Source organism: Burkholderia sp. AW33-5, from assembly GCF_053427615.1.
In genome coordinates this window covers 95,002-119,522 of sequence record NZ_JBSAXA010000013.1, presented here as the reverse complement: position 1 = coordinate 119,522, position 24,521 = coordinate 95,002, and the positions used below count along the sequence as shown (strand labels likewise).

The 24,521-nt window shown below is 63.4% G+C and carries 21 protein-coding genes; 17 read left to right on the top strand and 4 right to left on the bottom strand.

Annotated elements, in window-relative coordinates:
• Positions 1 to 32 precede the first annotated feature (32 nt).
• A complete protein-coding gene (gene pdxR, locus ACV22V_RS20925) occupies positions 33 to 1,514 on the bottom strand; it encodes a MocR-like pyridoxine biosynthesis transcription factor PdxR (RefSeq protein ID WP_448015416.1) in 1,482 nt (493 codons plus the stop codon).
• A 161-nt stretch (positions 1,515 to 1,675) separates the two neighbouring features.
• Here pdxR and ACV22V_RS20920 point away from each other — a divergent pair, with 161 nt between their 5' ends.
• The gene (locus tag ACV22V_RS20920; RefSeq protein ID WP_448015415.1) at positions 1,676 to 2,593 is read left to right on the top strand and encodes a LysR family transcriptional regulator; all 918 of its coding nucleotides are present in this window, start codon (positions 1,676 to 1,678) and stop codon (positions 2,591 to 2,593) included.
• 146 nt (positions 2,594 to 2,739) lie between these two features.
• Positions 2,740 to 3,489, top strand: coding sequence for an SDR family oxidoreductase (locus ACV22V_RS20915; RefSeq protein ID WP_448015414.1), 750 nt, complete (start codon positions 2,740 to 2,742; stop codon positions 3,487 to 3,489).
• 71 nt (positions 3,490 to 3,560) lie between these two features.
• Here ACV22V_RS20915 and ACV22V_RS20910 read toward each other — a convergent pair whose 3' ends face one another.
• Complete coding sequence (locus ACV22V_RS20910; RefSeq protein ID WP_448015412.1) at positions 3,561 to 5,216, bottom strand: glycoside hydrolase family 32 protein; 1,656 nt, start codon at positions 5,214 to 5,216, stop codon at positions 3,561 to 3,563.
• Between the two features lie 166 nt (positions 5,217 to 5,382).
• Positions 5,383 to 6,969 (bottom strand): glycoside hydrolase family 68 protein, encoded by a 1,587-nt coding sequence (locus tag ACV22V_RS20905; RefSeq protein WP_448015410.1) that lies wholly within the window; start codon positions 6,967 to 6,969, stop codon positions 5,383 to 5,385.
• A 168-nt stretch (positions 6,970 to 7,137) separates the two neighbouring features.
• On the opposite strand from ACV22V_RS20905, the gene ACV22V_RS20900 reads away from it, so the two are divergent.
• The 5 genes from ACV22V_RS20900 (at position 7,138) to ACV22V_RS20880 (ending at position 12,296) form a co-directional block, all read left to right on the top strand.
• Entirely contained in the window at positions 7,138 to 8,172 is a 1,035-nt protein-coding gene (locus ACV22V_RS20900) for a substrate-binding domain-containing protein (RefSeq protein WP_059525274.1), read from the top strand.
• A 413-nt stretch (positions 8,173 to 8,585) separates the two neighbouring features.
• A complete protein-coding gene (locus ACV22V_RS20895; protein WP_448015409.1) occupies positions 8,586 to 9,221 on the top strand; it encodes a type 1 glutamine amidotransferase domain-containing protein in 636 nt (211 codons plus the stop codon).
• Between the two features lie 144 nt (positions 9,222 to 9,365).
• Entirely contained in the window at positions 9,366 to 10,475 is a 1,110-nt protein-coding gene (locus ACV22V_RS20890) for an NADH:flavin oxidoreductase/NADH oxidase (RefSeq protein WP_448015407.1), read from the top strand.
• A gap of 152 nt (positions 10,476 to 10,627) precedes the next feature.
• Positions 10,628 to 11,698, top strand: a complete 1,071-nt coding sequence (locus ACV22V_RS20885) for an AI-2E family transporter (protein ID WP_448015405.1) — start codon at positions 10,628 to 10,630, stop codon at positions 11,696 to 11,698.
• A 223-nt stretch (positions 11,699 to 11,921) separates the two neighbouring features.
• Positions 11,922 to 12,296: a hypothetical protein gene (locus tag ACV22V_RS20880; RefSeq protein ID WP_059690217.1), complete on the top strand. Its 375-nt coding sequence runs from the start codon at positions 11,922 to 11,924 to the stop codon at positions 12,294 to 12,296.
• Positions 12,297 to 12,335: 39 nt separating this feature from the next.
• On the opposite strand, the gene ACV22V_RS20875 is transcribed toward ACV22V_RS20880, so the two are convergent.
• Complete coding sequence (locus ACV22V_RS20875; protein WP_448015404.1) at positions 12,336 to 13,130, bottom strand: SDR family NAD(P)-dependent oxidoreductase; 795 nt, start codon at positions 13,128 to 13,130, stop codon at positions 12,336 to 12,338.
• A gap of 676 nt (positions 13,131 to 13,806) precedes the next feature.
• Between ACV22V_RS20875 and ACV22V_RS20870 the strand changes: the two genes are divergently transcribed.
• The 10 genes from ACV22V_RS20870 to tssL all read left to right on the top strand — a co-directional run bounded on the left by ACV22V_RS20870 (position 13,807) and on the right by tssL (position 24,376).
• Positions 13,807 to 16,305: a type VI secretion system Vgr family protein gene (locus ACV22V_RS20870; RefSeq protein ID WP_448015402.1), complete on the top strand. Its 2,499-nt coding sequence runs from the start codon at positions 13,807 to 13,809 to the stop codon at positions 16,303 to 16,305.
• A 20-nt stretch (positions 16,306 to 16,325) separates the two neighbouring features.
• Entirely contained in the window at positions 16,326 to 18,668 is a 2,343-nt protein-coding gene (locus tag ACV22V_RS20865) for a hypothetical protein (RefSeq protein ID WP_448015400.1), read from the top strand.
• Positions 18,632 to 19,321, top strand: a complete 690-nt coding sequence (locus ACV22V_RS20860; RefSeq protein ID WP_448015399.1) for a hypothetical protein — start codon at positions 18,632 to 18,634, stop codon at positions 19,319 to 19,321. Before ACV22V_RS20865 ends, ACV22V_RS20860 begins: the two co-directional genes overlap by 37 nt.
• Before the next feature lie 5 nt (positions 19,322 to 19,326).
• Entirely contained in the window at positions 19,327 to 19,701 is a 375-nt protein-coding gene (locus ACV22V_RS20855) for a DUF2345 domain-containing protein (protein WP_448015398.1), read from the top strand.
• Positions 19,702 to 19,768: 67 nt separating this feature from the next.
• Positions 19,769 to 20,470 carry a hypothetical protein gene (locus tag ACV22V_RS20850; protein WP_448015397.1) on the top strand — a complete coding sequence of 234 codons (702 nt, stop codon included), beginning with the start codon at positions 19,769 to 19,771 and terminating at the stop codon, positions 20,468 to 20,470.
• Complete coding sequence (locus tag ACV22V_RS20845) at positions 20,412 to 20,942, top strand: hypothetical protein (RefSeq protein ID WP_448015395.1); 531 nt, start codon at positions 20,412 to 20,414, stop codon at positions 20,940 to 20,942. Before ACV22V_RS20850 ends, ACV22V_RS20845 begins: the two co-directional genes overlap by 59 nt.
• A complete protein-coding gene (locus ACV22V_RS20840) occupies positions 20,939 to 21,529 on the top strand; it encodes a hypothetical protein (RefSeq protein ID WP_448015393.1) in 591 nt (196 codons plus the stop codon). The genes ACV22V_RS20845 and ACV22V_RS20840 overlap by 4 nt, the downstream gene beginning before the upstream one ends.
• A 73-nt stretch (positions 21,530 to 21,602) precedes the next feature.
• Positions 21,603 to 22,175, top strand: a complete 573-nt coding sequence (locus ACV22V_RS20835) for an XAC2610-related protein (RefSeq protein WP_448015391.1) — start codon at positions 21,603 to 21,605, stop codon at positions 22,173 to 22,175.
• 148 nt (positions 22,176 to 22,323) lie between these two features.
• Positions 22,324 to 23,025 carry a hypothetical protein gene (locus ACV22V_RS20830; RefSeq protein ID WP_448015390.1) on the top strand — a complete coding sequence of 234 codons (702 nt, stop codon included), beginning with the start codon at positions 22,324 to 22,326 and terminating at the stop codon, positions 23,023 to 23,025.
• Between the two features lie 112 nt (positions 23,026 to 23,137).
• Positions 23,138 to 24,376 carry a type VI secretion system protein TssL, long form gene (tssL, locus tag ACV22V_RS20825; RefSeq protein WP_448015388.1) on the top strand — a complete coding sequence of 413 codons (1,239 nt, stop codon included), beginning with the start codon at positions 23,138 to 23,140 and terminating at the stop codon, positions 24,374 to 24,376.
• Positions 24,377 to 24,521: the final 145 nt, after the last annotated feature.

The window sequence follows — 24,521 nt, the reverse complement described above, 5'->3', positions numbered from 1 at the left end:
TGGCCTGCTTGAATGGCCAATTCCGGGAAAATTCAGGTAACCAGTGTCGCACCGCCGATGTTGCCCGAGTCCAGCAGCGCGGCCAGTTTCGCGAGCGCGGCGTCGATGCGCAGCGCGTCGATCCCGCCATAGCCGAACAGCAGCCCCGGGCGCGCCGCCGAGCCGACGTGGAACGCCGAGATCCCGTACAGGCCGATGTCGTGCTCGCGGGCGGCGCGGACCAGCGCGGTTTCGTCGAGCCCCGGTTTCAGGTGCGCGGCGAGGTGGATGCCGGCGGTCGGCACGATCGGGTCGAACCACGGCCCGAGGTTGCCGCGCAAATGCGCGAGCAGCATCTTGCGGCGCGCGTCGTAATGCTTCTGCACGCGCCGCAGGTGTCGCGCGAAATCGCCTTCGTGCATGAAGCGCGCGAGCGCCGCCTGCGTGAGCGTGCAGGTATGCCAGTCGACGATCTGCTTCGCCTTGGCGAGCGCGCCGCGCAGCGCGCGTGGCGGAATCGCGTAGCCGATCCGCAATTCGGGAAAGATCGTCTTCGAGAACGTGCCGACGTACGCGACGAGGCCCGTGCGGTCGAGGCTCTTCAGCGACTCCACCGGCCGGCCTTCGAAGCGGAATTCGCCGTCGTAATCGTCCTCGATGATCACCGCGCGGCGTCGCTGCGCCCATTCGAGCAGCGCGACGCGCCGGTCCAGCGTCATCGGCATGCCGAGCGGGAACTGGTGCGACGGCGTCACGTAGACGAGGCGCGCGTCGTCGGGCAGCCGCTCGATGATGAGGCCGTGCGCATCGACCGGCACGCCGATCACCGTCGCGCCGAGCGACGCGAACGCCGCGCGCGCCGGCGGATAGCCGGGATTCTCGACCGCGACGACGTCGCCCGGCCGCACGACCACGCGCGCGATCAGGTCGAGCGCCTGTTGCGCGCCTTGCGTGACGAGCACGTCGTCCCAGCCGCACGCGACCGCGCGGCTGAACGCGACGTAGCGCGCGATCGCGCCGCGCAACTGCGGATCGCCGGCCGGATCGTGGTACTGGCCGGGGCCGCGCGCCTGCTGGCGCAACGCGTGATGCAGGCAGCGGCGCCACGCGTCGAACGGGAACAGCGTCTTGTCGGTCACGCCGCCGCGGAAGTCGAACGCGGGCGTGTCCTGCGGCGCGGGCATCGCGAGCGCGTCGGGCAGTTCGTCCCACAGTGCGCGTGCATCGACGGCATGGACGGGCCGTGTGGCCTCGACGAGCGACGGCGTTGAGTCTGCCGCGTGCGGCACCCGCGCGAGGCCGTCGGCGACGAACGTGCCGTCGCCCGCGCGCGTGTTCAGGAAGCCCTCGGCGACGAGACGCTCGAACGCGTCGAGCGTCGTCTTGCGCGACACGCCGAGCTGCCTGGCGAGGTCGCGCGTCGACGGCAGCCGGGCGCCGCCTTCGAGCCGCCCGTCGACGATCGCGGTGCGCAGCTGCCGAAAGATTTGCCCGGTGAGGTCGTGACGGCCTTCGATGCGGATCGCGATGTCCATCGCAGTGGTTACCTCGAATAGGATAATTTGGTGCCGATGAGCATACCGGAAGTTCGTGGGCGGCCCGGCATCCGCCGAACGCAGCGACACGGCGCCATTCGATTGGACCGCCGCCCGCCGGTGCCTTACGATCGATCACAATCCCCGACCGGAGTGCCCCCATGCTGTCCGAAGACGAACTCGCGCTGCTCGATGCGATCCGCGCCACCGGCAGCCTGTCGCGGGCGGCCGCGCGGCTCGGCAAGGCGCCGTCGACCATCTCGCACGCGGCGCGGCAGCTCGAAACGCGCTTCGACGCGCTGCTGTTCGACCGGCGCGGCTACCGGCTGCAGCTCACGCCGGCCGGCCAGTTGCTGACCGATGAGGCGTCGCGCCTTGCGCTGGACGTCGCGCGGCTCACGCAGCGCGTGCGGCAGGTCGCGAGCGGCTGGGAGGACCGGCTGTGGATCGTCAGCGACGAGGTGCTGGAGTTCGATACGCTGCTGCCGGTCGTCCGCGCATTCGATGCGCTCGATTCGGGCGTGTCGCTGCGCTTCACGCACGAAGTGCTCAGCGGCACCTGGGAAGCGCTGCGCGACGGTCGCGCGGATCTGGTCGTCGGCGCGACCAACGAGCCGCCGGCGATTCCGGGTTTCAAATGGTTCGAGCTCGGCGCGATGGAATGGGTGTTCGCCGTATCGCCGCGCCATCCGCTGGCCGCGGCAAGCGAGCGGCTGACCCGCGACGCGATCTGCGCGCATCGCGCGGTCGTCGTCGCCGATTCGTCGCGGCGGGCCGTCGGCCGCGCGTACGGGCTGCTCGGCGGGCAGGCGGTGCTCGCGGTGCCGTCGATGCGCGCCAAGATCCTCGCGCAGCGCGACGGGCTCGGCGTCGGCTGGGTGCCGCGCCGGCGGGTTGCATCGCTGCTCGCGCGCGGCGAGCTCGTCGAGAAGGAAACGGCCGATCCGCGCGAGCCGAACGTGCTGTACGTCGCCTGGCGCGGCGACCGCGACGGCCGCGCGCTGCAATGGTGGCTGGAGCAACTGCGCGAACCGCGGCTCGCGCAGCGCCTGCTCGACGGGATCGACGTGTCGGGCTGAGTGCGTCAGCCGTGCAACGGGCGGACAGGTCCCGACAAACACGTTCGAAGATTTCGAACGTGTCCGCCGCGCCGGTCGTACGGCAAGGGCGGGCGCCGAGCGCATCCTGTGTTCACGGTCAACTCACCGGTTCACAGGAGAACATCATGCAACGCTTCGAAGGAAAAACGGTCCTCGTCACGGGCGGCAACAGCGGCATCGGCCTGGCGGCCGCACGGGCATTCGCGGCCGAAGGCGCGCGGGTCATCATCACCGGTCGCGACGAGCAGACGCTCGCCGCCGCACGCGCGTCGCTCGGCGACGGCGCGCTCGCGATCCGCAACGAGGTCGACAGCGTCGCGTCGGCGCGGGCGCTGGCGGATGCGATCGCGGCCTCCGGCGCACGGCTCGACGCCGTGTTCGTCAACGCGGGCGTCGCGAAACTCGCGCCGTTCGCGGATATCGACGAGGCGTTGTGGGACCTCGTGTTCGACACGAACGTGAAGGGCGCGTATTTCCAGATCCAGGCGCTCGTGCCGCTGCTGAACCGCGGCGCGTCGATCGTGATCAACGGCTCGATCAACGCGCATATCGGGATGCCGGGCTCGTCCTTGTACGCGGCGAGCAAGGCGGCCGTCAATTCGTTCGCGAAGACGTTGTCGACGGAGCTGCTGCCGCACGGCGTGCGGGTGAACGTGGTGAGCCCCGGCCCGGTCCAGACGCCGTTGTACGGCAAGCTCGGGCTCGACGCGGCCACGCTCGACGAGACGGCCGAGAAGATCAAGGGGCTCGTCCCGATCGGCCGGTTCGGCACGCCGGACGAAATCGCGTCGACGGTGCTGCATCTGAGCGCGCCGGAATCCGCGTTCATCGTCGGCGCGGAAATCATCGCGTCGGGCGGGATGGGCTTGCTTTGAGCGGATGACCGGCGGGGCTGCACGACCCGACCTCGCGTCGGGTCGTGCAGCCCCGCCGGGCGATCGCATCGCTAGCGCGATGTGCAGGCGTCGCGAGCCTCGTCGGCCCGATCGCGTCCGTGGAGTTGCGTCACCGTCAGCCCCGAGAACGTCGCGCTGCCGTGCTCGGCGAACACGGCGACGCGGTCCGCATCGAGCGGCGGAAAGATCAGATCCGTCAGCGCGACGCGGCCGCCGTTCGCGAACACCTCGACCGACCCGCGATCGACGACGATTTCGAGCCGCAGTTGCCCATGATCGAGCGGCAGATCGACGATGTGCTCGCGGCTGAACGTGCCCGCGAAATCCGTCGAGCCGGCGCGCGAGCGGTCGAGCGTCAGCGTGCGCTTCGCCGTGTCGTACACGATCCGGGTGCCGATCGAGCCATCCGCCGATCCTCGCACGATCACACCCGCGCGGGCCGCATGCCGCGGCGCGATCGTCACCGTGATGCGCTGGACGACACCGCGCGTCGCGTCCGACAGCGCGCGGGTGGCGGACTCGACGTTCAGGTTGCCTTCGTGCACGGCGGGCCGCCCGTCGGCCCACGCATCGAACGCGGCGGCCGGCGTCACGACGAGCGTCGGTTCGCCGCCGATCGTCTTCAGCGCGAACTCGCGCGGCAACGTCGTCGCGCCGCGCCAGGGCGCCGTCGGCACTTTCGCCGCGTAATCCCAGTTGCTCATCCATGCGATCGCGACAGGCCGCGCGCCCGGGGCGCCGGAGAACGTGCCGGCGGCGTAAAAGTCGGCGCCGTGATCGACCCAGCGGAATCGCGCGGGATCGGAACCGGCCGGCGCGACGTGGTCGGGCGTGAACGTGCGACCGTCGAAGTCGCCGACGAAATACATCGCGCCGGAGCCGCCGGCGATCGACCACGGGTTGACGTTGACGATCATCACCCACTTGACGTGTCGCGGATCGTCGTCGACGGGCAGCGGCACGAGGTCGGGCATTTCCCACAGCACGCCCGCATGCGGCACGTCCGGCAGCGTGAAGTCGCTCAGGAACGACCAGTGAATCAGGTCGGCGGATCGATAGAGCTTCACGACCTGCGCGTCCGCGACGACGGTCGTCATCAGCCAGTAGCCGCCAGGCGCGTACCACGACACCTTCGGGTCGCGGAACTGCTTCGACTCGGGATCGAGCGTGAGCACGGGGTTGTGCGCGTAGGGCCGCCAGGTCGCGCCGTGGTCGAGGCTGTACGCGAGCGATTGCGCCTGCGTGCCCGGTGCGTGACCCGAGCCGTCCTTGTAGACGCTCGTGTAAAGCGCAACCAGCGGCGTCTCGCCCGGCGCGCCGAGGCCGGACGTGTTATGCGTGTCGGCGACGATCGAGCCGGAGAAGATTTCCTCCGTCGCGTTCGCGCGCATCGCGACCGGCTGCTCGCGCCAGTGGACGAGGTCGGTGCTGGTCGCATGGCCCCACGACATGTTGCCCCAGTCGTGGCCGAGCGGGTTGTACTGATAGAACAGGTGATAGCGGCCGTTCTCGTAGACGAGGCCGTTCGGATCGTTCATCCAGTTGCGTTGCGGCGTGTAGTGCACGGCCGGCCGCCATTGCGGCGTGCCGTGCTCGAGCGGTGCGTCGCAGGGCGCGGCGGCGGCGTGCGTGCAGGCCGCGCTTGCTGCACACGCGAGCAGCAGCCGGGTAATCAGGAGGGGAAAGCGAAAAAACGTCGATCTCATGCGGGGTTCCGTGCTTCGACGCGCGAAGCGGGAAAGGAGGCGCATGCCGCTTGCGACGGCGGCATGCGCGATTCTGCGAAGGAGGGAGGCGGCACGCACGCGACACGCGCGATGTGCGCCGCCTCGACGCCGGCGGGCGATGCCCGCTGCGTCCGTAGCGGACCCGTTACGGACGGGTGCCGGGGCCGCCGTTGTGGTCGGCGCCCGTCGCCGGCAGGTTCGCCGGGATGTCGCCGTAACCGCCGAGGCCGCTACGTCCGTACGTGCGGTCGACCGCCGTCGACGTGCCGTTGATGTTCACCTTCACCGTCGGCGCGAGCGTGCCGCCGCGACGCGGGCCGATCGCATCGATGAACGACTCGACGAGCCCGCCCGGCATCACGTAGTGCGAATACGACTGGAATTCGCGCGGGTTCTGGTTCGGATCCTGCGAATACGGCGCGCCGGCCGGTGCGGAGAAGTCCGTCGGGTTGCCGAGCACGAGGCCGCTGCCGCCGTTCAGCGGCAGGAAGTCGCTGCGGATGCCGTTGCCGACGAAGCCGTAGACGCCGTCCGGCCCGTCGACGCCCGCGGCCATCGTCGTGCGGTGGCTGATCGTGAACAGGTAGTACTTGCCGTCCTTCAGATAGATCTGCGGGCGCTCGGTCTGGTCGTCGACGCAGTTCGCCGACAGGATCGGCGGCAGGAACTTCCATTCGGTCAGTTGCGGGTTCGTCGCGACCGCCAGGCCGACGTTGGCCTTTTGATACACTGCGCCCGAGTTCATGACGGCGTTGAGGTCTTCCCGGTGCGGATCGTTCGGCGCGTAGCCGAGGTCGGCCTCGGTGCAGGTCCGGGCGCCGCGCTGGCCGCCGGTGTTGCCTTCGAACACCATGTAGGTCTTGCCCGGGTGCGCGGGGTCGGTGAACACGAACGGATCGCGGAACGAGAAATACGTGTTCTGCTGGCCGCTCTGGTAGTAGTTGCCGTCCGGTTGCAGCAGCGCCTTGTGATCGTCGAAGCCGCTGAACCACACGTGCTTGTCGTCGGCATGGATGTGGCCGTCGGCGCGCGTGATGATCGCCTGCGGCGGCGTGATGTCCGCGCCGCCGGGGGCCGAGCGGTTGAACGAGGTTGCGGTGTAGTAGAGGCTGACGTTGTCGCCCTGCGTGAGGCGCGCGGAGCCCGACCATTCGGCGTTGTTGGTCATCGGCGACGTGCCGAACACCTTGACGCTCGCGCCGTCCGGGAACAGGTGGCCGCCCCAGGTCCAGCCGCCGTTCGCGGGACGCTGCGACGCGGGAATCCCGGCACGGCGATAGAAGAAGCCGATGCGCGCATGGACGTGACGATCGTCGAACGTGTAGCCGGCGTGCGGATCGGCCGTGAGCGAGAAGATCACTTCCCAGCCCTTGTAGCTGAGCTGGTTCGCGCGCAGGTCGGCCAGCGGCCAGGTATCCCAGACCCACACGTTCGAGTTGATCAGCGGGAAATCCTGCGGGATGTCCGGCATCGTCAGCGACTGCGGCAGCGAGTTCTTGTCCGCGCCGGCCGTGTGCGACTGCGCGACGATCTGGCGGATGTCCGCGCGGGTCCAGCGCATCGTGAAGTTGCCTTCGGGATCGTAGGCCTGCTGCGTATGCGGCGTGGGCGCGGGGGCGCCGGTGCTTTGCGCGTGCGCGACGGATGACGCGGACGCGAAGGCGGCCAGTGCCGCGCCAGCGAACAGCAAACGTTTGGCCGCGGTCGCGCGGCAAAAAGGAAAGTAAGTCATGTCGGCATTGTTTCCGTTGACGGTGAAAAGGAACTGCTGAGGTGGCGTTGATATCCAAACCGGTTTGGATGCTATTTCAAACCGGTTTGGACGTCAAAAGATAAATATTTGACGGTAATAACTACCATTCGGAAATGATTGCCGCTACATGCGGATTGAACGGATGGCATGCACAACGCGAGGAGCGACGTGAAGGTGAATCTGAAGGCGCTGTCGGATGCGCTCGGACTGTCGCGCACGACGGTCAGTCGGGCGCTGAACGGCTACGACGATGTGAGCGAGGCGACCCGCGAACGCGTGATGAAGGCTGCGCGCGAACTCGGTTATGTCGCGGATCCGACCGCCCGGCGGCTGGCGACGGGGCGTGCCGATGCGATCGGCATCGTGTATCCGTTCGGAGCCGGCGATCTGGGCGACCCGCGCTTCGGTGAAGTCGTTGCGGGCATCACCGAGCGGCTTGGCGAGCGCAATCTCGACTTCATCATCGCGGCCGCACGGCCGAACGCCGAACTCGACTCGTATCGCCGGCTCGTCGACGGCCGGCTCGTCGACGGGCTGATCGTCGCGCGCACGCTGGTCGACGACCCGCGCCTCGCGTACCTGCGCTCGAATGCGTTTCCGTATGTCGCGTATGGCCGTACGCAAACCGCCGAGCCTTACGCGTGGTTTGATTTCGACAACGAAGCGGGCGCGCGCGATGCGGTGCGGCGCCTGATCGGCTTCGGTCATCGGCGGATCGCGATGATCAGTGCGCCGCTGTCGCTGAATTTCGCGATGCAGCGCCGCGCCGGCTATCTCGCGGCGCTGCGCGAGGCCGGCATCGAACCCGATCCGGCGCTGCTGGTCGAGTGTCCGTTTACGCGCGACGGCGGCCAGCAGGGCGCGCAGGCGCTGCTCGCACAGGCCGAACGGCCGACTGCGCTGCTCGTCGACAACAACATTTCGGGGGGCGGCGCGTTCCGGGCGCTGGTCGACAGCGGCTTGCGGCTGGGGCGGGACATGTCGCTCATCGTCTATGACGGGGTGCCGCCGGAGGTCGCGTGTCCGCATCGGGTAACGGCCGTGGTGCAGCCGACCGGTCATGCGACCGGGCGTGCGCTGGCGGACCTGATGCTGGGCCTGCTCGCCGACGGCGTGCGCGGCCATCGGCTCGAGATGCCGATGATCGAGGCAGGCGATACGGACGGGCCGGTGCACGGCTAGCCGTTTCGGCGGCGCGCCCCCGTGGGGCGCGATCGGCAACGCACGTTGCGGGGCGCGCTCCGGCGCAAAAGCCATGAAGCCGGCAGGGCTGAATGCCAGGTTTCTAGACGACCGGTCTAATCCGGGGCTATCATCCAGCCTCATGAATGCGACGTCGTTCCTGCCAACGGACGCGAAGATGCCATATCGCGCTGCAATGCTGGTGGTGCAGGAGATGCCGTCGTTTTTTTCGAGCCGACTCTAGACGACTGGTCTAATAGACTCGAGCAATATTTTTGGCACGGAGCCGGCACGTTGACGCGTGCCGGCGGCCTAACCGGCAGGCGCGCCGTCGTCGCCGGCACGCGGCGTGCGTCGCGTGGGCTGCCGCCGCGACGCGGCCCCGTTCCCCCATTTCGAAGGAGTGTCCGATCATGAAGATTCTGGTTGTCCTGACCTCGCACGACACGCTCGGCGACACCGGCAAGAAGACCGGCTTCTGGCTCGAGGAACTGGCCGCGCCGTACTACGCGTTCACGGATGCGGGTATCGAGCTGACGCTCGCATCGCCGAAGGGCGGCCAGCCGCCGCTCGACCCGAAAAGCAGCGACCCGGCCGCGCTCGCGGCCACGCGCAAGCTGGCCGACGTGTCGGTCGACGATTACGACGCGGTGTTCTATCCGGGCGGGCACGGCCCGCTGTGGGATCTCGCCGAGGACCTGCACTCGATCGGCCTGATCGAGCGTGCGCTGGCGGCGGGCAAGCCGGTCGCGGCCGTGTGCCACGCGCCGGGCGTGCTGCGCCACGTGAAGGATCCGAAGACCGGCGAATCGGTCGTGCGCGGCAAGCGTGCGACGGGCTTCACCAACAGCGAGGAAGCGGCCGTCGAGTTGACGGAAGTGGTGCCGTTCCTCGTCGAGGACATGCTGAAGACCAACGGCGCGCAGTTCGAGCGCAGCGCCGACTGGGCGCCGCATGTCGTCACCGACGGGTTGCTGATCACGGGGCAGAACCCCGCGTCGTCGGAACCTGCTGCCGAGGCGCTGCTCGCGAAGCTCGGCCGTCAGTAAGCCGGCGCGGTGCCGGCATGACCGGCACCTGGCCGTTTCCGTCGTCGGGCGCATCCGGCCCGGCGACGGCCCGAACCGTTCCGTCGTGCGCACCGCGCGACGGCTCATCCAGTCGTTTCGTAGAACCAAGCAAAGGAGTGGTGGATGTCTGCCCTGTTCGAACCGTTCAAACTCAAGGATGTCACGCTGCGCAACCGCATCGCGGTGCCGCCGATGTGCCAGTACGTCGCCGAAGACGGTGTCGTCAACGACTGGCATCACGTGCATCTGGCCGGCATCGCGCGCGGCGGCGCGGGCCTCGTGATCGCGGAGGCGACGGCCGTGTCGCCGGAAGGCCGCATCACGCCGGGCTGCGCCGGGTTGTGGACCGATGCGCAGGCCGAGGCGTTCGCGCCGTCGGTCGCGGCGATCAAGGCGGCCGGCGCGGTGCCGGGCATCCAGATCGCGCATGCGGGCCGCAAGGCGGGCGCGAACCGTCCGTGGGAAGGCGACGACCACATCGCCGACGGCGATCCGCGCGGCTGGCAGACCATCGCACCGTCGGCCGTGCCGTTCGGCGCGCATTTGCCGAAGACGCCGCGCGCGATGACGCACGACGACATCGCACGCGTGCAGGCCGACTTCGTCGCGTCGGCGAAGCGTGCCCGCGACCTCGGCTTCGAATGGCTCGAACTGCACTTCGCGCACGGCTATCTCGGCCAGAGCTTCTTCTCCGTGCATTCGAACCGGCGCGACGACGAGTACGGCGGTTCCGCCGAAAACCGCGGCCGTTTCCTCGTCGACACGCTGAAGGCCGTCCGCCAGGTCTGGCCGGAGCATCTGCCGCTGACCGCGCGTCTCGGCGTGATCGAATACGACGGCCGCGATGAGGAAACGCTCGCCGAATCCATCGCGCTCACGCAGCGGATGAAGCAGGAAGGCCTCGACATGCTGAGCGTGTCGGTCGGCTTCTCGACGCCCGACGCGCGCATTCCGTGGGGCCCGGCGTTCCTCGCGCCGATCGCCGAACGCGTGCGCCGCGAGGCCGGCTTGCCGGTATCGTCCGCATGGGGGATCGACACGCCGCAACTGGCCGAGCGCGTCGTCGCCGAACAGCAGCTCGACCTCGTGATGGTCGGCCGCGCGCATCTGGCCGATCCGCACTGGCCGTACTACGCGGCCAAGCAGCTCGGCGTCGAGCGTCCGTCATGGACGCTGCCTGCGCCGTACGCGCACTGGCTCGAACGCTATCGCGTCGCCGACAAGGTGGCCTGAGCGCAGGTCGCGCCGCGCGACGTTCGCGCCAAGCATTTGACAATGCTTGGCATCGCGTCCGCGTGCCGAGGCGGTATCGATGGATAGAATGGCGGTTCGCACCGGCCCTCGGGCCGCGCGAACCGCCATTTTTTCATTTCGACAGAGGTGCCATGCGCGCACATGTCTCGCCTTCCCAGGAATCCGCCGCGCGGCCAGGTGCCCAGCAGATCGCCCGCGCCGTGCTGTATGCGGCGCTGCTGGTGCTCGCGCTGTGGGTCATCCGCGATTTTCTTCCCGCCATCGCGTGGGCCTGCGTGATCGCGATCGCGTTGTGGCCGTTGCTGAAACGCTTCGAATCGGACAGCTGGTTTCGCGACCGGCCAACCCTGATCGCGACCGCGATCACCGCGGGCGTGTCGCTGCTGGTCGTGCTGCCGGTCGCCATCGCGCTGGGCCAGGCGATCTCGCAGGCGCATGACCTGCGCATCTGGCTGCACTCGATCCAGGACAACGGCATTCCGCTGCCGGACGTCGTCGGCCGGTTGCCGTACGGTGCCGCGCAGGTCACCGAGTGGTGGCAGGCCAATCTCGGTCATCCGCTGCACGCGGGCACCGCGATGCATGGCGCGAGCGGCGAGAAGTTCATCGCGTTCGGCCGGCAGTTCGGCACGAAGCTCGCGCATGCGCTGTTCGAGTTCGGCTTCATGCTGGTCACGCTGTTCGTGATCATGCGGGCCGGCCACAAGTTGTCGGGTGCGTTGCTGCAGGGCGCGCGGCGTGCGTTCGGCCGCGGCGGCGCGCACCTGATCGAACGGATGGTCGCGGCCGTGTACGGCACGGTGACGGGGCTGGTCGTCGTCGGGCTGGGCGAGGGCGCCATTCTCGGCGTCGCGTATGCGCTCGCGGGTGTTCCGCATGCGGCGCTGCTCGGCCTCGTCACGGCCGTCGCCGCGATGCTGCCGTTCTGCGCGCCGATCGTGTTCTGCGGTGCGGCGCTCTGGCTGTTCGTGCAGGGTGCGACCGCGTGGGCCGTCGTGGTTCTGGCGCTCGGCTTCGTGGTCGTGTTCGTCGCCGAGCATTTCGTGCGGCCGGTGCTGATCGGCAGTTCGACCCGCCTGCCGTTCCTGCTCGTGCTGTTCGGCATCCTCGGCGGCGCCGAGACGTTCGGCCTGATCGGACTGTTCGTCGGCCCGGCGCTGATGACGGTGCTGACGATGCTGTGGGCCGAGTGGGTCGCGTGACGGCGAGGCTCGTTGTGCCGATCCGGGCCATCGGCGCAACGGCATCGACGCGTGTGCGAGCCCGCGCGGCGCCGTCACGGTTCGCGACGATCGGGCGCGCGCCGGGCCGCGCCGAGCGCGGCGTCGGACACAAGTCTCTACATTTCTTTTCGATCCGGACCCAAAGGTCTAGTAGCATGGGGCTTTCGATCACGCCGGCATGGCGCGGCAGATTTTTCCAAGCATGCGATTGATTCCGATGTCCCGTCCCGCAGCGACGCTGTCGCTGGCCGCCAGCTGCCTGATGCTGCACGGTTGCGCGTGGTTCGACTCGTGGCTGCCGTTCTCCTATTCGCGCACGCCGCTGGCGCGGGCCGCGTCGCGGCACGGCGCGACGCGCGCCGACGTTGTCCGCGCGGGCGGCAACCCGCGCAGCGTGTGGATGGTCCGTAACGGCAGCGGCGTCTGCTACAACTACTTCATCGAGCACGGCAACGAACACCGGGCGTACTTCGTCGTGTTCGACAAGGCCGGGGCCGTCACGCAATACGGCTTCGATACCTGCATGGACGCCGACCGCAAGGGCACGCTTCAACCGGACAAGGCGGCCTCGCGATAGCTCGGCCGCCATGCGCCGCGCGCGCGTGTCACGCAGTCGTCACGCGATCGTGTCGACCACGCCGCCGTCGACGCGCAACGCCGCGCCGGTGGTCGCCGAGGCCTGCGGCGAGCAGACATACACGACCAGATTCGCGACTTCCTCCGTCGTTGCCGGCCGCTGGATGATCGAGCTCGCGCGCTCGCTGCGCACGAAATCCACCGCGACGTCGTCGATGCTGCGGCCCGTCGCGTCGGCCGTTTCCTTCAGCAGCGCGCGCACGCCCTCCGACATCGTCGGCCCCGGCAGCACCGAATTGACGGTCACGTTGGTTCCGGCAGCGAGTTTCGCGAGGCCGCGCGCGATCGCGAGTTGCGCGGTTTTCGTGAACCCGTAGTGAATCATGTCGACCGGGATGTTCAGGCCCGATTCCGACGAAATGAACACGACGCGGCCCGTGTTGCGCGCGAGCATCCCCTTCAGGTAGTGCCGCGCGAGACGCACGCCGGACATCACGTTCATCTGGAAGTAATGGGCCCATTCGTCGTCGTCGATGTCGAAGAACGCCTTCAGCCCGTAGATGCCCGCGTTGTTCACGAGGATGTCGGCTTCCGGCGTGTGCTGCGTGACGCGCGCGACGCCGGCGGCATCGGACAGGTCGGCGGCGACGCCGTCGACGTCCGCGCCGGGGACCGCGCTGCGCAGATGCGCGAGCGCGGCATCGACCGACTTGTCGCTGCGTCCGTTGACGACGACACGTGCGCCCGCCCGCGCGAGCCCTTCGGCGATCGCCAGCCCGATGCCGGCGGTGGAAGCGGTGACGACCGCGGTTTTGCCTGTCAGATCGATATGCATGAATGTACCGGTTGGAAGAGGGAAACGGAACCCACCGCGTCTGCCGCGGCGGCCGAAATCAAAGCTTAGGCAAGCATCTCGCGTAGTGGATTGAGGTCCGTTGCGACGAACGTGCTTCTAGACAATCTTCTTGGAAGGCGTGTAACCGAATACGAAAGCCGAGCGGCTCCGACGCCCAATAGATTTTGAAATAAAAAATCCGCTACACGCGGGCTTTTTGTTTGGGATCAAATTTTGACCATCCCGATAGAAGTCATATTAGCCAGAATCTGGCGCAGGTCAATCAATGTAAAGCGGCCCGGGCGCATTGATTCGAGGCCAATTTTTCAGAATTGTCCGATTGTGCCTTGAGAAAAAATGGAGAAATATTTGGGGCACGTTTTATTCGACGATTTCATGTAGTTGGCTAGCCTGCATGTCTGGCCTTTAACAGCCAGAAAGTAAACGCCAAAGGGAAGTCTGCATGAAACGAACGGGGTCGCGACATGGCGTAGCTTGGCAATGCGACCGATCACGGCGGCAAGATATTCGAGGCGACCCTCGATCTGAAACACCGTGTATCACCGTCGCGCTCGACGGCCATCCGGTTGCGTGCCCGAAGTGTGGCGGCACCTTCCCTATCGTCGCCACCGGCAAGCGCGCCCATCGCGGCTGATTTTCTGCAAGGATCTACCCCATGCCTGACTTTCTTCAGTCTCGCACGCTGGCTGTTGTTGGCGCGGCACTGCCGGTATTCAACGGTACGCCAGTTCTGGTGCCGGCACGTCTGTCGGGTACCGAAACGCTTGGCGAGCTGTTCTGCTACACGCTCGAACTGAAGACCGCGGATACGCTGGCGTTCTCACCGAGCATCACTGCCAATGTCGATCTGGACAAACTGATTGGCACCGAGGTCACAGTGTTAGTCGAGATCGAGGGAGGCGGCAACTTTGTTCCCGGCATGCCGGGCAACACCGGCATGGGCAATATCGGCGCGGGCACACGCGAGATCACCGGCATGGTCACCTCCGCACGCTTCGTGCGCGAGGAAGGTCGCGCGATGGTGTACGAACTAACGCTGCGCCCGTGGCTGTGGCTTGCCACGAAGAACCAGGACTGTCGCCTGTTCCAGGACATGGATGTCATGGAGATCACGGACGCCGTACTGTCCGCCTATATGTTTCCGGTCGAAAAATGGTTGGCCGGGAATTACCCGAAGCGCGACATTCAACGGCAAAACTGGGAGAGCGATTTCGGATTCGTCTGCCGCCTGTGGCAGGAATGGGGCATCTATTTCTGGTTTGATCATGGTAACGGACGTCACCGGCTGATCCTCTGTGATTCGATTGGCGCGCACCGACCGCATGGCGAGGCGTACCGTGTGATCCGCTACGAGGGGCCGGGTGGCAAGCATATCGATCAAGAGCACATCCATGAGCTGTCGGTAGAAAACCATCTCACGACCGGACGCGTCACGCGTGTGGATTACGACTATACCGGTCCGCGCGCAGACCTCACGAGCCGCGATGAAAACCCACGCGACACCGCGCATGCCGGTCAGGAGCACTACGGATGGGGCGACTACGCGCAGCCGCAGGCCGGCGTGAGCGGCCTGTCCGGGGCGCATAACGATGCGACGCGCGAGGCGGACTATTTGGTGCGGGTGCGCATGGATGCGCTTCGTTGCTCCGGCCTGCGCGCGAAGGGAATGGGCAATCTGCGTGGCCTCGTGACCGGGCAGACTTTCACGCTCGAACGCTGCCCGCAGCAGGCGGCCAATCGTGAATATCTGGTCGTCTCGAGCACGCTTACGATTGAGGAAGTGGCCCAGGCGAGCGGTATCGGCCAGCACTACCGTTGCACGACGGAATTCGAAATCCAGCCCACGAGTGAAATATTCCGCTCGGCGCAGACCCTCACGAAGCCGCGCACGTCCGGCCCGGAATACGCGGTCGTAACAGGCCCTGCGGATCAGGAAATCTGGACCGACGCATATGGCCGCGTGAAAGTCCAGTTCCTTTGGGACCGGTTGGGAGCGCACGATCACACGTCAAGCTGCTGGGTGCGCGTATCGTCACCGTGGCAGGGCAACCAGTTCGGTGCGACGCACCTGCCGCGCATCGGCCAGGAAGTACTGGTGGAACACATCAACGGCGACCCTGACCTGCCGGTGGTGACAGGGCGCGTGGTGAACGCGTTCAACCAGCCAGCCTGGGCGCTGCCGGACAATCAGGCGCTCTCGGGCTTCCGCAGTCGTGGACTGAAATGCGGTCAGTCGAATCACTTCGTGCAGGACGACACGAACGGCGAAATCCAGACGCAGCTATCTAGCGACTATGGCACCTCGCAACTGAGTCTCGGTTTCGTGCGGCGCATCCTGGGCAACAAGGGACGGCAAGACGCACGTGGCAAGGGCTTTGATCTTCGCACCGACTTGTGGGGAGTCGTGCGCGCGGCGATGGGGTTGCTGATCACGACCGAAGCGCGCAACGGTGCGAGGTCGCACGCGAAGGATATGGGCGAGACGGTCCAGCGCCTGACGCAGGCGCGCGACATTCACTTGAGCTTGACCAGGCTCGCGCAGCAGCATGAAGCGCAGCAGGTGGACGCCGGCCAGAGCGAGGTCACGACGGCGATCAAGGCGCAGAACGATGCCATTCGGGGCGGCACGCCGACCAGCGACGAGCCGCATCCCGAGATGAGCACGCCGCATCTGGTGTTCGCCAGTCCGGCCGGTATCGAAACCACCACTGCGGGCAGCACACACATTGCGAGTGACGAAAATCTCGCGCTTACGACGGGCGGCCACGTCGGCATTGCCGCGCGCAAGTCGTTTTACGCAAGTGTCGCGGAGGCGTTTTCGCTGTTTGTCCACAAGCTCGGTATCAAGCTGGTTGCGGCGTCGGGCGATGTGCGTATCGAGGCACAGGGCGACAACGTCGAGATCGTCGCGAAGAAGGTACTTGAACTGATGAGCACGACAGACTGGATCAACCTGACTGCCAAGCAGGGCATCCGCCTGAATGGCGGTGGTACTGAACTCGAAATCAGCCCGAAGGGCATTCTCGGCTTCACGGACGGCCAGTTTCTCGTCCATGCGGATGACCATGCGACGGACGCGCCACAGTCGAAACCTGCTGATTTTCCGTCGTTCCCGTCCGGGAAAGTGAATCAGGCATTTCCGTTTTCGCTGTGACCATCAAGGAATCTTAATCAATGATCATCAGCCCGCCGTTCCTGCCATCCCAACCGTCCGGGACCGGGCATGAAATGGACTCGGCCACCGCCGGTAATACTGTCGTGCCGGATCATGACATCTGTCAGTCCGGTATGCAGGAATGCGCTCCCGGTAACGGCGCCTATCCGGTGAGCTATAGCCTCGGTTGGCACGGCGGCCCTCATCTCGTCGCGCCCAAGGCCGCGAACGGCCAGTCCGAGCCGGTGCGCGCAATTGCCGACGGCGAAGTCGTCTATGTCCGCCAGACCGACGCAAGCGAGAAGCCCGCGCTGCAATACCGCAATGTCCGCACTGACGATGGTTGCGTCGTGATCAAACATACGACCGAGATTGGCGAAGGCGATGGTGCAAAAGTCACCTTCTACTCGATCTACATGCATCTGCAAAGCGTCACGGTCAAGCTTGGCAAGCCTGTCTACCGAAAGGACCTGCTTGGTATGCCTGGGCAGATCTATGGGCAGCGCGGCCAGATACATTTCGAGATCGTTTGCGACACGGCCAACCTTAAGAAGTTGGTGGGACGGACGACGGGGCCGCTCACTGCAACGCAGGGCCGCACGGATGCGATCTACGGCGATATCTGGTTCAAGGTGCCCAAGGGTCTCAAGTTCTTTGCGAATTGGCCGCATCCTTACCGGCGCGATGACACTGAGCCTCCTCAAGGGCCGCACCCTTCGGTGCAGACACAGCCGGCTGCCGGTACGACGGCGGTCGATCTGCTCATCCAGATGCATTACGAAAGAGGCGATTGCACGCTCACGACGTTTACGCTGGCCAGCGACGGTCGTTGCGTTCGAGTCGGCGAACCGGTGAAAACACACGGCTACGAGTACAGCCTGTACGCCGAAGCCATGCGTCTGAACAGGCAGTACCGCGATGGCAGCACCAATCCCGCCGCACCCGCGCCTGCAGCGCCTGCGCCCAGCCTGATTTACGAAATGCTGCGCCTTGGCCGTGCGATCGGCGAGCCGATGCCCGCAAACGTGAAATTCGGCCACTGGCGCAAGATTGCCACGCCTGATGGTACCGGCTGGATCAACCTGAACGCTCCAAAGAAAGAAGGTCACCACGGTGCCACGCCGTATGCGGGAATCAGCGTCTACAGCGACGCGGATTTTCCACACTGGGCGGGCTGGAGTCTGATCGACGACGATGCGACACCCGATAGCCTGTGCGAGTCGTCAACGATCAAACGGTGGCTCGACCTCGACGGCGATGGTCAGGTTACGCATGCGGAAGCGAAAGAAGCGCTGCATAGCGGGGACGTGCGGAAACGCATGGCGCAGGCGATCTGCAAATTCCCTGTTGAATGGGCGAAGCAGGATATCGACGCGCGCTGGGGATGGCTCAAGTCGCCGCATGAGGCGCTGGCGGCACCGCTTACCGGGGAAGACTTCGACACGCTGAAGGCCCACATTGAAGCGCTCGCGTTTTGGGAGGACATCCAGGCGTCTGACCTGCCGTCTGTCGCTGAATGCTGGCACTTTCCACCGAAGGCATTTATCGAACACCTGAGAAAATGCACATGGCTGAGCAAGGCCGAGATGCAGCAGTTGCTGCCGATGCATATCGTCCGCAAGGATGGGCATGGTCAACACCATTGGGAACCCGTTCCACATAACGGCCGTACTGATGCAATTATTCAACGCTATCGTGTCGAACTAAACAAGTCGCTGCGGAAGTACGGTATTACCACGCCATCTCGCATAGCAGCATTTTTTGCACAGGCGACGGTTGAAAGTGACTGGTTCAGGTCCCTCGAAGAGGGGGGCGGAAGAAATGCCGCATTGCATAACGGCTGGTACGGGCGGGGCTTCCTGCAACTGACCGCGCCCCACGGCAACCTGAATCACGGCAATAACAACTACTACAACTACTTCCGGTGGCGTGGGCGCGCGCCAATTCCGATTCCACCGACCAGTCAGACTCTGCAATGGCGTCAGGATGTTGCTAATAACCCGGACGATGCCGCACAAAGCGCAGGCTTTTACTGGACCAAGTTCCAATTCAGCTCGTCCTCGCCTCATGCGACTGAAACTGCGTTGCAGTACGCGGACGAACTACACCCTAACGTGCGCCATAGCGTGTCGGTGGTGCATGGTCAGCAGGTGTACTACAGCAACGAAACTGCACGCAGGACGGCCGCGATGGTTAACATTCCGGGCGCGGTCTATGGCCACTACTCTGTTATCGGACTTACCGATCGTTACAGCGCTTATGCAAACGCGCTCGTAGTACTAACCGATACGCCATCATTTCCCGATGCACATGGAGTTGCGAAAGAATGGCCGGAAAACTTCCAGCGGAGAACTTCGTGGTAAAGCTTTCAATATTGTTTGGATGTATGGCCCTTCTATTTCTGGCCGTGACGTCATCCGCTTATGACCCAAAGGTGATTTCACCGATCGTGCACGTGGCGAATGTCGGTGCCTGCGAATTCAAGCTTACCGATACCTTTGGTGGAGAGTTGAGGGCCAATCCTAGCGGATCGCCCCCCTATGCTGACTATAACGTGGAGCTAAGAAGAAAGACTCTTCCGAACGCCTTCCATATTCAGTTTGGATGTGACACGCGCCCTCCGGTGCAGGTTTGCCACGAATTCGGTGGTGTGGAGCATACCGCCCACGGCTGGGTCGCGTGGGATACCTTGGATCAGGGGCCGCCTCCCAAAGCCGCTCACGTAGAAGTGCGCGAACTTCGCAGCGTCAATGGATCAGGCGCGGTGCGTATCGAAAGCGATACAACGGGCGACGAGCAAAACCGCGGCAGAAATCTGGGCTTCTGCTTAACGTCACTCAGCGGAGCAACCCTATTTGGAGGGACGTCTGTCGATGCTCTCTACGGCAAACACAAAAGCGTCGAGCCTGAGGTCATGCAACTGCTGCGCAGTATCGAATTCATTGATACGTCAGGCGATGGCGCGCGCGGTGCATCGGCTACAGTTCCATCACCGACAGTCCGCCCGCATCAGTAACCACCGTGCCATTGGAGGCTACGCCGGCTCTGCTCTGGCGCAGCCTCTCAATCTATTTGATCGACTACGAGTACAACTTGTATGCGGAGGCGTTTTCGCTGTTTGTCCACAAGCTCGGTATCAAGCTGGTTGCGGCGTCGGGCAATGTGCGTGTCGAGGCACAGGGCGACAACGTCGAGATCGTCGCGAAGAAGGTACTTGAACTGATGAGCATAACTGACTGGATCAACCTGACTGCCAAGCAGGGCATCCGCCTGAATGGCGGTGGTACTGAACTCGAAATCAGCCCGAAGGGCATTCTCGGCTTCACGGACGGCCAGTTTCTCGTCCATGCGGATGACCATGCGACAAACGCGCCACAGTCGCGTTGTCGGTGTTAGGCGAAACAAAGTTCCCGGCGCAAGGGCAGCCGGGCGAGACGCCGGAAAATCAGATATTGAGACGCGTATGACGAAGCGAAAACAGGTTGCACTAAAGCTCCTTCAAATGATCAGGACTGTGATTACAGCGGCGGTTGGATTTTGCCTGACGTTTTGCTGGGCTACCTCCGGACATGCTGAACAGCCGACCAAGGAAGTCAAGCAGATTGTCGTTACCACGGATGGAGTTCAATGCCCGATCAGACTTGTCGATCCTTATGACGCCCGTGTTACCGAAACGAGATATGTGCTCGACCACTTTCCGTATCGACGAACGGGGCTCGGGGAACTTTATCTACAGTTTGAGTGTGTGAATTCTAATGACGCTGAGGCAATCCGAAATATCGTTCCCGCATCATTTGACGAAAACGGAAAGCAATGGAAAGAGGATTTTTCTGCGTTGTCTGCTGAAGACGTAGCCTTGCTGAAGCCGGTCACTCGGATATTTCCTCTGGAGGCAGCAAATAGCACGGGCATCGCCGTAACTCAAGAGCAGACGAACGGTGATCCAAAGACGCGTGACCGCCGGTTTGCGTTTTGTTTGCGCCATCCCCCGGTCGTGCTATGCGGCGGCACACCACAAATCGCTCGTCCCTTTTACCAGAAAAGCGACCTCTTGCCTTTCGCTCTAACCGTAGTCAAATCGATAGAGTTCATCGACGCGCCAGACGATGGCGCTCGCGCTGCATCGGCTGCGATTCCATCACCGGCAGTCACTCCGCCCAAATGACCTTCGGCTCAAGGCTGCCAGTGTCGCGTTTTCCACGGTGCGTTTCAACAAACTGAAAAGAGCGCCCGCGCTGCGTGCCGGACCGCACCCGGCGCTGTACGCATCTGAAACCATGAACACTCAACCCAGCGAAGCCTTACCACCGCCTGACGCGCCCAAGGAGATTTCTCAGCCGGAACCTTTCAGCGAACGCATTGTAGCGGTTCGTGCCCGCCGGAATCCATTGCTGGAAGCGGCCCGGCCGCTGCTGCGCGTCCTGATGGATGTGCCGGAACATCTTGATACGGACGCGACTCTCGCGCTGCGCTCGTTGTTTGAGCAGGAGGTGCGGATAAACGTCGCCGCCAGCGACGGAATGACGGTTGAAATTGTCGAGAAAGTGACAAAAGCTATTAATGGAGCGGTCGCCGGGCTGAAAAATAGTCGTTGCCACTCATTTCGGATATGCAGTGTCGTTAGGGAGACGATATGAATATATTGTTACGTATCACGATTTTGATCGCGTATGCATGTATTTTCCCGTCGGGTGCGCTGGGCAAGACGGCTTATCCTGTCACTATTTATTTTGATAGGTTCGTTAGTTTTGTATATCCGTCAAATCTATACAAAAAGATCGAGCCGCCGAGCGAATCCGCGTCCGACGGCAAGGTGCGCTTTTACGATTTGATGCGGCGTGGTGACGGCATTGTTGATTCGATAACCGTTTGCGGCGAATCGCTGTCTACATGTGCCAGTAATGAAAATCAAGCCAAACCTTACTGGCTCGACGTCGACACCGGCCGCTTAGCCATATTTCACACAACCTCGACGGTAACGCATCGAGAGATTCACGACGGAGACGTGTACGAAGCTTTCCCGCTATGTCCATCAATGGACAAGCGTGGCAGATCCGATCCTTATGGCGGAGAGTGCTACGCAGCAGTTAAGGCAACCGGGAATAAAACTTACTCCTTCGTGTACTGGCTAGGTACGAGTGAGAACGTGCGGAGCGGGCCGGCACGTACGCAAGCGATCAATCGTGCTCGGAGGATTCTCGATTCACTCGGTCAGTCGAAGTGAAAGCGGCGCAGATGTTAACGGATATTATTCTCGATGGAATCGGCTTCGTGGCACAGGTGCGAGTGATTTATAAGTGAACAAACTCATATCTGTCGCTCTTTATGTAACATTCTTTGTGAATTTATTTTCAACGGTATGCGCAGGGGAGGCGTCAATTGTTACGGAAGTGTCGGATGGCGCGGTGTTTGTGATAACCCCGCTAGGACAGTCTCAGGTGCTCCACGTATCACATCCGGCTTCGAAAGATGACATCGCATATGAAGACCTGAATTTTGACGGATACATAGATATAAAAGTATTTAGATCTGCGGGTAACATCGAGAAATTTTATGACGTGTATTTGTTCGATCCGGTAACAAAAAGATACAAGCTTAGCAAAGACTTCAGCAATGTTCCTTGCGTAGCGTCCGATCCGAAGGTGCGTCAGGTCATTGGAGCATGCTTTCACATAAGTGCATGTGAGAACTGGATAGAGCGCTATTCGGTGGATCGTCTGAACCGACTGCATCTTCGCAGCAAGGAGGGCACATACTGCGATCCGTCAACAGGTGACTCATTCTCCTACATCGATCTGTTCAGAAATGGAAAGCGTATCTCGTCAAAGAGTACTCGGCTACATAACGATGGTGAAAACAATCGCCAGTAAGGACATTCTGGACTTGTTTGTCGCGGCATTTTGACTTTGATGCTCACTGTCTGGCCGACGCTATCGCGTTGTCGGCGTGAGGCGAAACAAGATTCCCGGCGTAGGAGCAACCGGGCGAGATGCCGGAAAATCAGATATTGAGGCACGTATGACAAAGCAAAAACAGGTTGCACTAAAGCTCCTTCAAATGATCAGGACCGTGATTACAGCGGCGGTTGGATTTTGCCTGACGTTTTGCTGGGCTACCTCCGGACATGCTGAACAGCCGACCAAGGAAGTCAAGCAGATTGTCGTTACCACGGATGGAGTTCAATGCCCGATCAGACTTGTCGATCCTTATAACGCCCGTGTTACCGAAACGAGATATGTGCTCGACCACTTTCCGTATCGACGAACGGGGCTTGGGGAACTTTATCTACAGTTTGAGTGTGCGAATTCTAATGACGCTGAGGCAATCCGAAATATTGTTTCCGCATCATTTGACGAAAACGGAAAGCAATGGAAAGAGGATTTTTCTGCGTTGTCCGCTGAAGACGCAGCCTTGCTGAAGCCGGTCACTCGGATATTTCCTCTGGAGGCAGCAAATAGCACGGGCATCGCCGTAACTCAAGAGCAGACGAACGGTGATCCAAAGACGCGTGACCGCCGGTTTGCGTTTTGTTTGCGCCATCCCCCGGTCATGCTATGCGGCGGCACACCACAAATCGCTCGTCCCTTTTACCAGAAAAGCGACCTCTTGCCTTTCGCTCTAACCGTAGTCAAATCGATAGAGTTCATCGACGCGCCAGACGATGGCGCTCGCGCTGCATCGGCTGCGCCTCCATCACCGGCAGTCATTCCGCCTCAATGACCTTCGGGTCAACGCCGCCTGTGTCGCGTTTTTCCCGCTGCGTTTCAACAATCCATCAAGAGAGCCCGTGCTGCGTGCCTGACCGCACTCGGCGCTGTACGCATCTGAAACCATGAACACTCAACCCAGCGAAGCCTCAACACCGCCTGACGCGCCCAAGGAGATTCCGCCGCCCGAACCTTTCGGCGAACGCCTGGCAGCGGTTCGCGCCCACCGGAATCCATTGCTGGAAGCGGCCCGGCCGCTGCTGCGCGTCCAGGCGGATATGCCGAAATATCTTGATACAGACGCCATCCCCGCGCTGCGCTCGCTGCTCGAACAGGAGATGCGCATATTCCAGAAGCTGTGCGAGCAGGCGAGTATTAGGCGCGATCACATGATCGGCGCGCGTTACTGCCTGTGCACGGCGCTCGATGAGGTAGCGATGCAGACGGCCTGGGGGCAGAACTGCGAAAACGGGGTGGCGTGGATCACGAACGGCCTCGCAACAGTCTTTCACGAAGACCGTCAGGGCGGCGACAAGATTTATCTGCTGATCGGCCGGCTGATGAACGATCCGGACGAACACCGTGATCTGCTCGAAGTGATCCACCGCGTACTGAGTCTCGGCTTCGAGGGCCGCTACCGACTCGAAACGGACGGTCACCGCAAGCACGAGGCCGTGAGGCAGCGGCTCTACGATGAGTTCATGTCGCGACGGGAACCTGTGCCGGTGGAACTGTCGCCGAACTGGCGACCGGATACGAATGGCAGGCGCGTGTCGTTCTACAACTTCCCCGTATGGATCACGGTCGCGGTGCTGTCGGTGATCCTGCTGGGCATGTATGGCTATGACAAGTACCGGCTTGCGACCCGCGCGGCCGAAGTCCAGAAGCAGATCGCCGACATTGGCCACATGGGGCCGCCATCCGCATCGCAGGCCCTGCACCTGAAACAGCTGCTGAAAAGCGAGATCGCAGCGGGTACCGTGAGCGTCGATGAGGATCCGCACTACAGCTCGGTGACGTTCCGGGGCGATGCGATGTTCCCGCCGGGCGGTGCGTCAGTGAAGGCGACGGTCGCCCCACTGATTGCGAAGATTGCGGGCGAGATCGCCAAGGTGCCGGGCCAGGTGACGGTCACCGGCTACACGGACAACATACCGATCCGCAGCCGCCAGTTCGCGTCGAATCAGGCACTGTCGCACGAGCGTGCGACGCATGTGATGCAGATGCTGCAAGCTGCTGGCATCCCGGCCAATCGTCTCGAAGCCGTCGGCAAGGGCGATGCCGATCCGGTCGGCGACAACAAAACGACGGATGGGCGTTCGCAAAACCGACGCGTCGAGATTGTCGTCACGCGGCAGAGCTAAATCGCAATGCCTGTCCGTTGAGGGGGCCACGTGTTGTTCATGCAGAGATTCGGACGGTGGCGGCTGCAGGCGAATCCAGGGGCGGTTTGCGAGTTGACCGTGACCACCGCTTCTGGATTCGACGACCTGCTGCGATGCCGTTGGC

Coding starts and splice junctions, on each gene's coding strand:
- ACV22V_RS20910 (WP_448015412.1), bottom strand. CDS start 5,216: ATGAGATCGACGTTTTTTCGCTTTCCCCTCCTGATTACCCGGCTGCTG.
- ACV22V_RS20875 (WP_448015404.1), bottom strand. CDS start 13,130: ATGCATATCGATCTGACAGGCAAAACCGCGGTCGTCACCGCTTCCACC.
- pdxR (WP_448015416.1), bottom strand. CDS start 1,514: ATGGACATCGCGATCCGCATCGAAGGCCGTCACGACCTCACCGGGCAA.
- ACV22V_RS20920 (WP_448015415.1), top strand. CDS start 1,676: ATGCTGTCCGAAGACGAACTCGCGCTGCTCGATGCGATCCGCGCCACC.
- ACV22V_RS20880 (WP_059690217.1), top strand. CDS start 11,922: ATGCGATTGATTCCGATGTCCCGTCCCGCAGCGACGCTGTCGCTGGCC.
- ACV22V_RS20905 (WP_448015410.1), bottom strand. CDS start 6,969: ATGACTTACTTTCCTTTTTGCCGCGCGACCGCGGCCAAACGTTTGCTG.
- ACV22V_RS20830 (WP_448015390.1), top strand. CDS start 22,324: ATGACAAAGCAAAAACAGGTTGCACTAAAGCTCCTTCAAATGATCAGG.
- ACV22V_RS20885 (WP_448015405.1), top strand. CDS start 10,628: ATGCGCGCACATGTCTCGCCTTCCCAGGAATCCGCCGCGCGGCCAGGT.
- ACV22V_RS20895 (WP_448015409.1), top strand. CDS start 8,586: ATGAAGATTCTGGTTGTCCTGACCTCGCACGACACGCTCGGCGACACC.
- tssL (WP_448015388.1), top strand. CDS start 23,138: ATGAACACTCAACCCAGCGAAGCCTCAACACCGCCTGACGCGCCCAAG.
- ACV22V_RS20915 (WP_448015414.1), top strand. CDS start 2,740: ATGCAACGCTTCGAAGGAAAAACGGTCCTCGTCACGGGCGGCAACAGC.
- ACV22V_RS20840 (WP_448015393.1), top strand. CDS start 20,939: ATGAATATATTGTTACGTATCACGATTTTGATCGCGTATGCATGTATT.
- ACV22V_RS20860 (WP_448015399.1), top strand. CDS start 18,632: ATGGCCGGAAAACTTCCAGCGGAGAACTTCGTGGTAAAGCTTTCAATA.
- ACV22V_RS20900 (WP_059525274.1), top strand. CDS start 7,138: ATGCACAACGCGAGGAGCGACGTGAAGGTGAATCTGAAGGCGCTGTCG.
- ACV22V_RS20865 (WP_448015400.1), top strand. CDS start 16,326: ATGATCATCAGCCCGCCGTTCCTGCCATCCCAACCGTCCGGGACCGGG.
- ACV22V_RS20845 (WP_448015395.1), top strand. CDS start 20,412: ATGGCGCTCGCGCTGCATCGGCTGCGATTCCATCACCGGCAGTCACTC.
- ACV22V_RS20890 (WP_448015407.1), top strand. CDS start 9,366: ATGTCTGCCCTGTTCGAACCGTTCAAACTCAAGGATGTCACGCTGCGC.
- ACV22V_RS20850 (WP_448015397.1), top strand. CDS start 19,769: ATGACGAAGCGAAAACAGGTTGCACTAAAGCTCCTTCAAATGATCAGG.
- ACV22V_RS20870 (WP_448015402.1), top strand. CDS start 13,807: ATGCCTGACTTTCTTCAGTCTCGCACGCTGGCTGTTGTTGGCGCGGCA.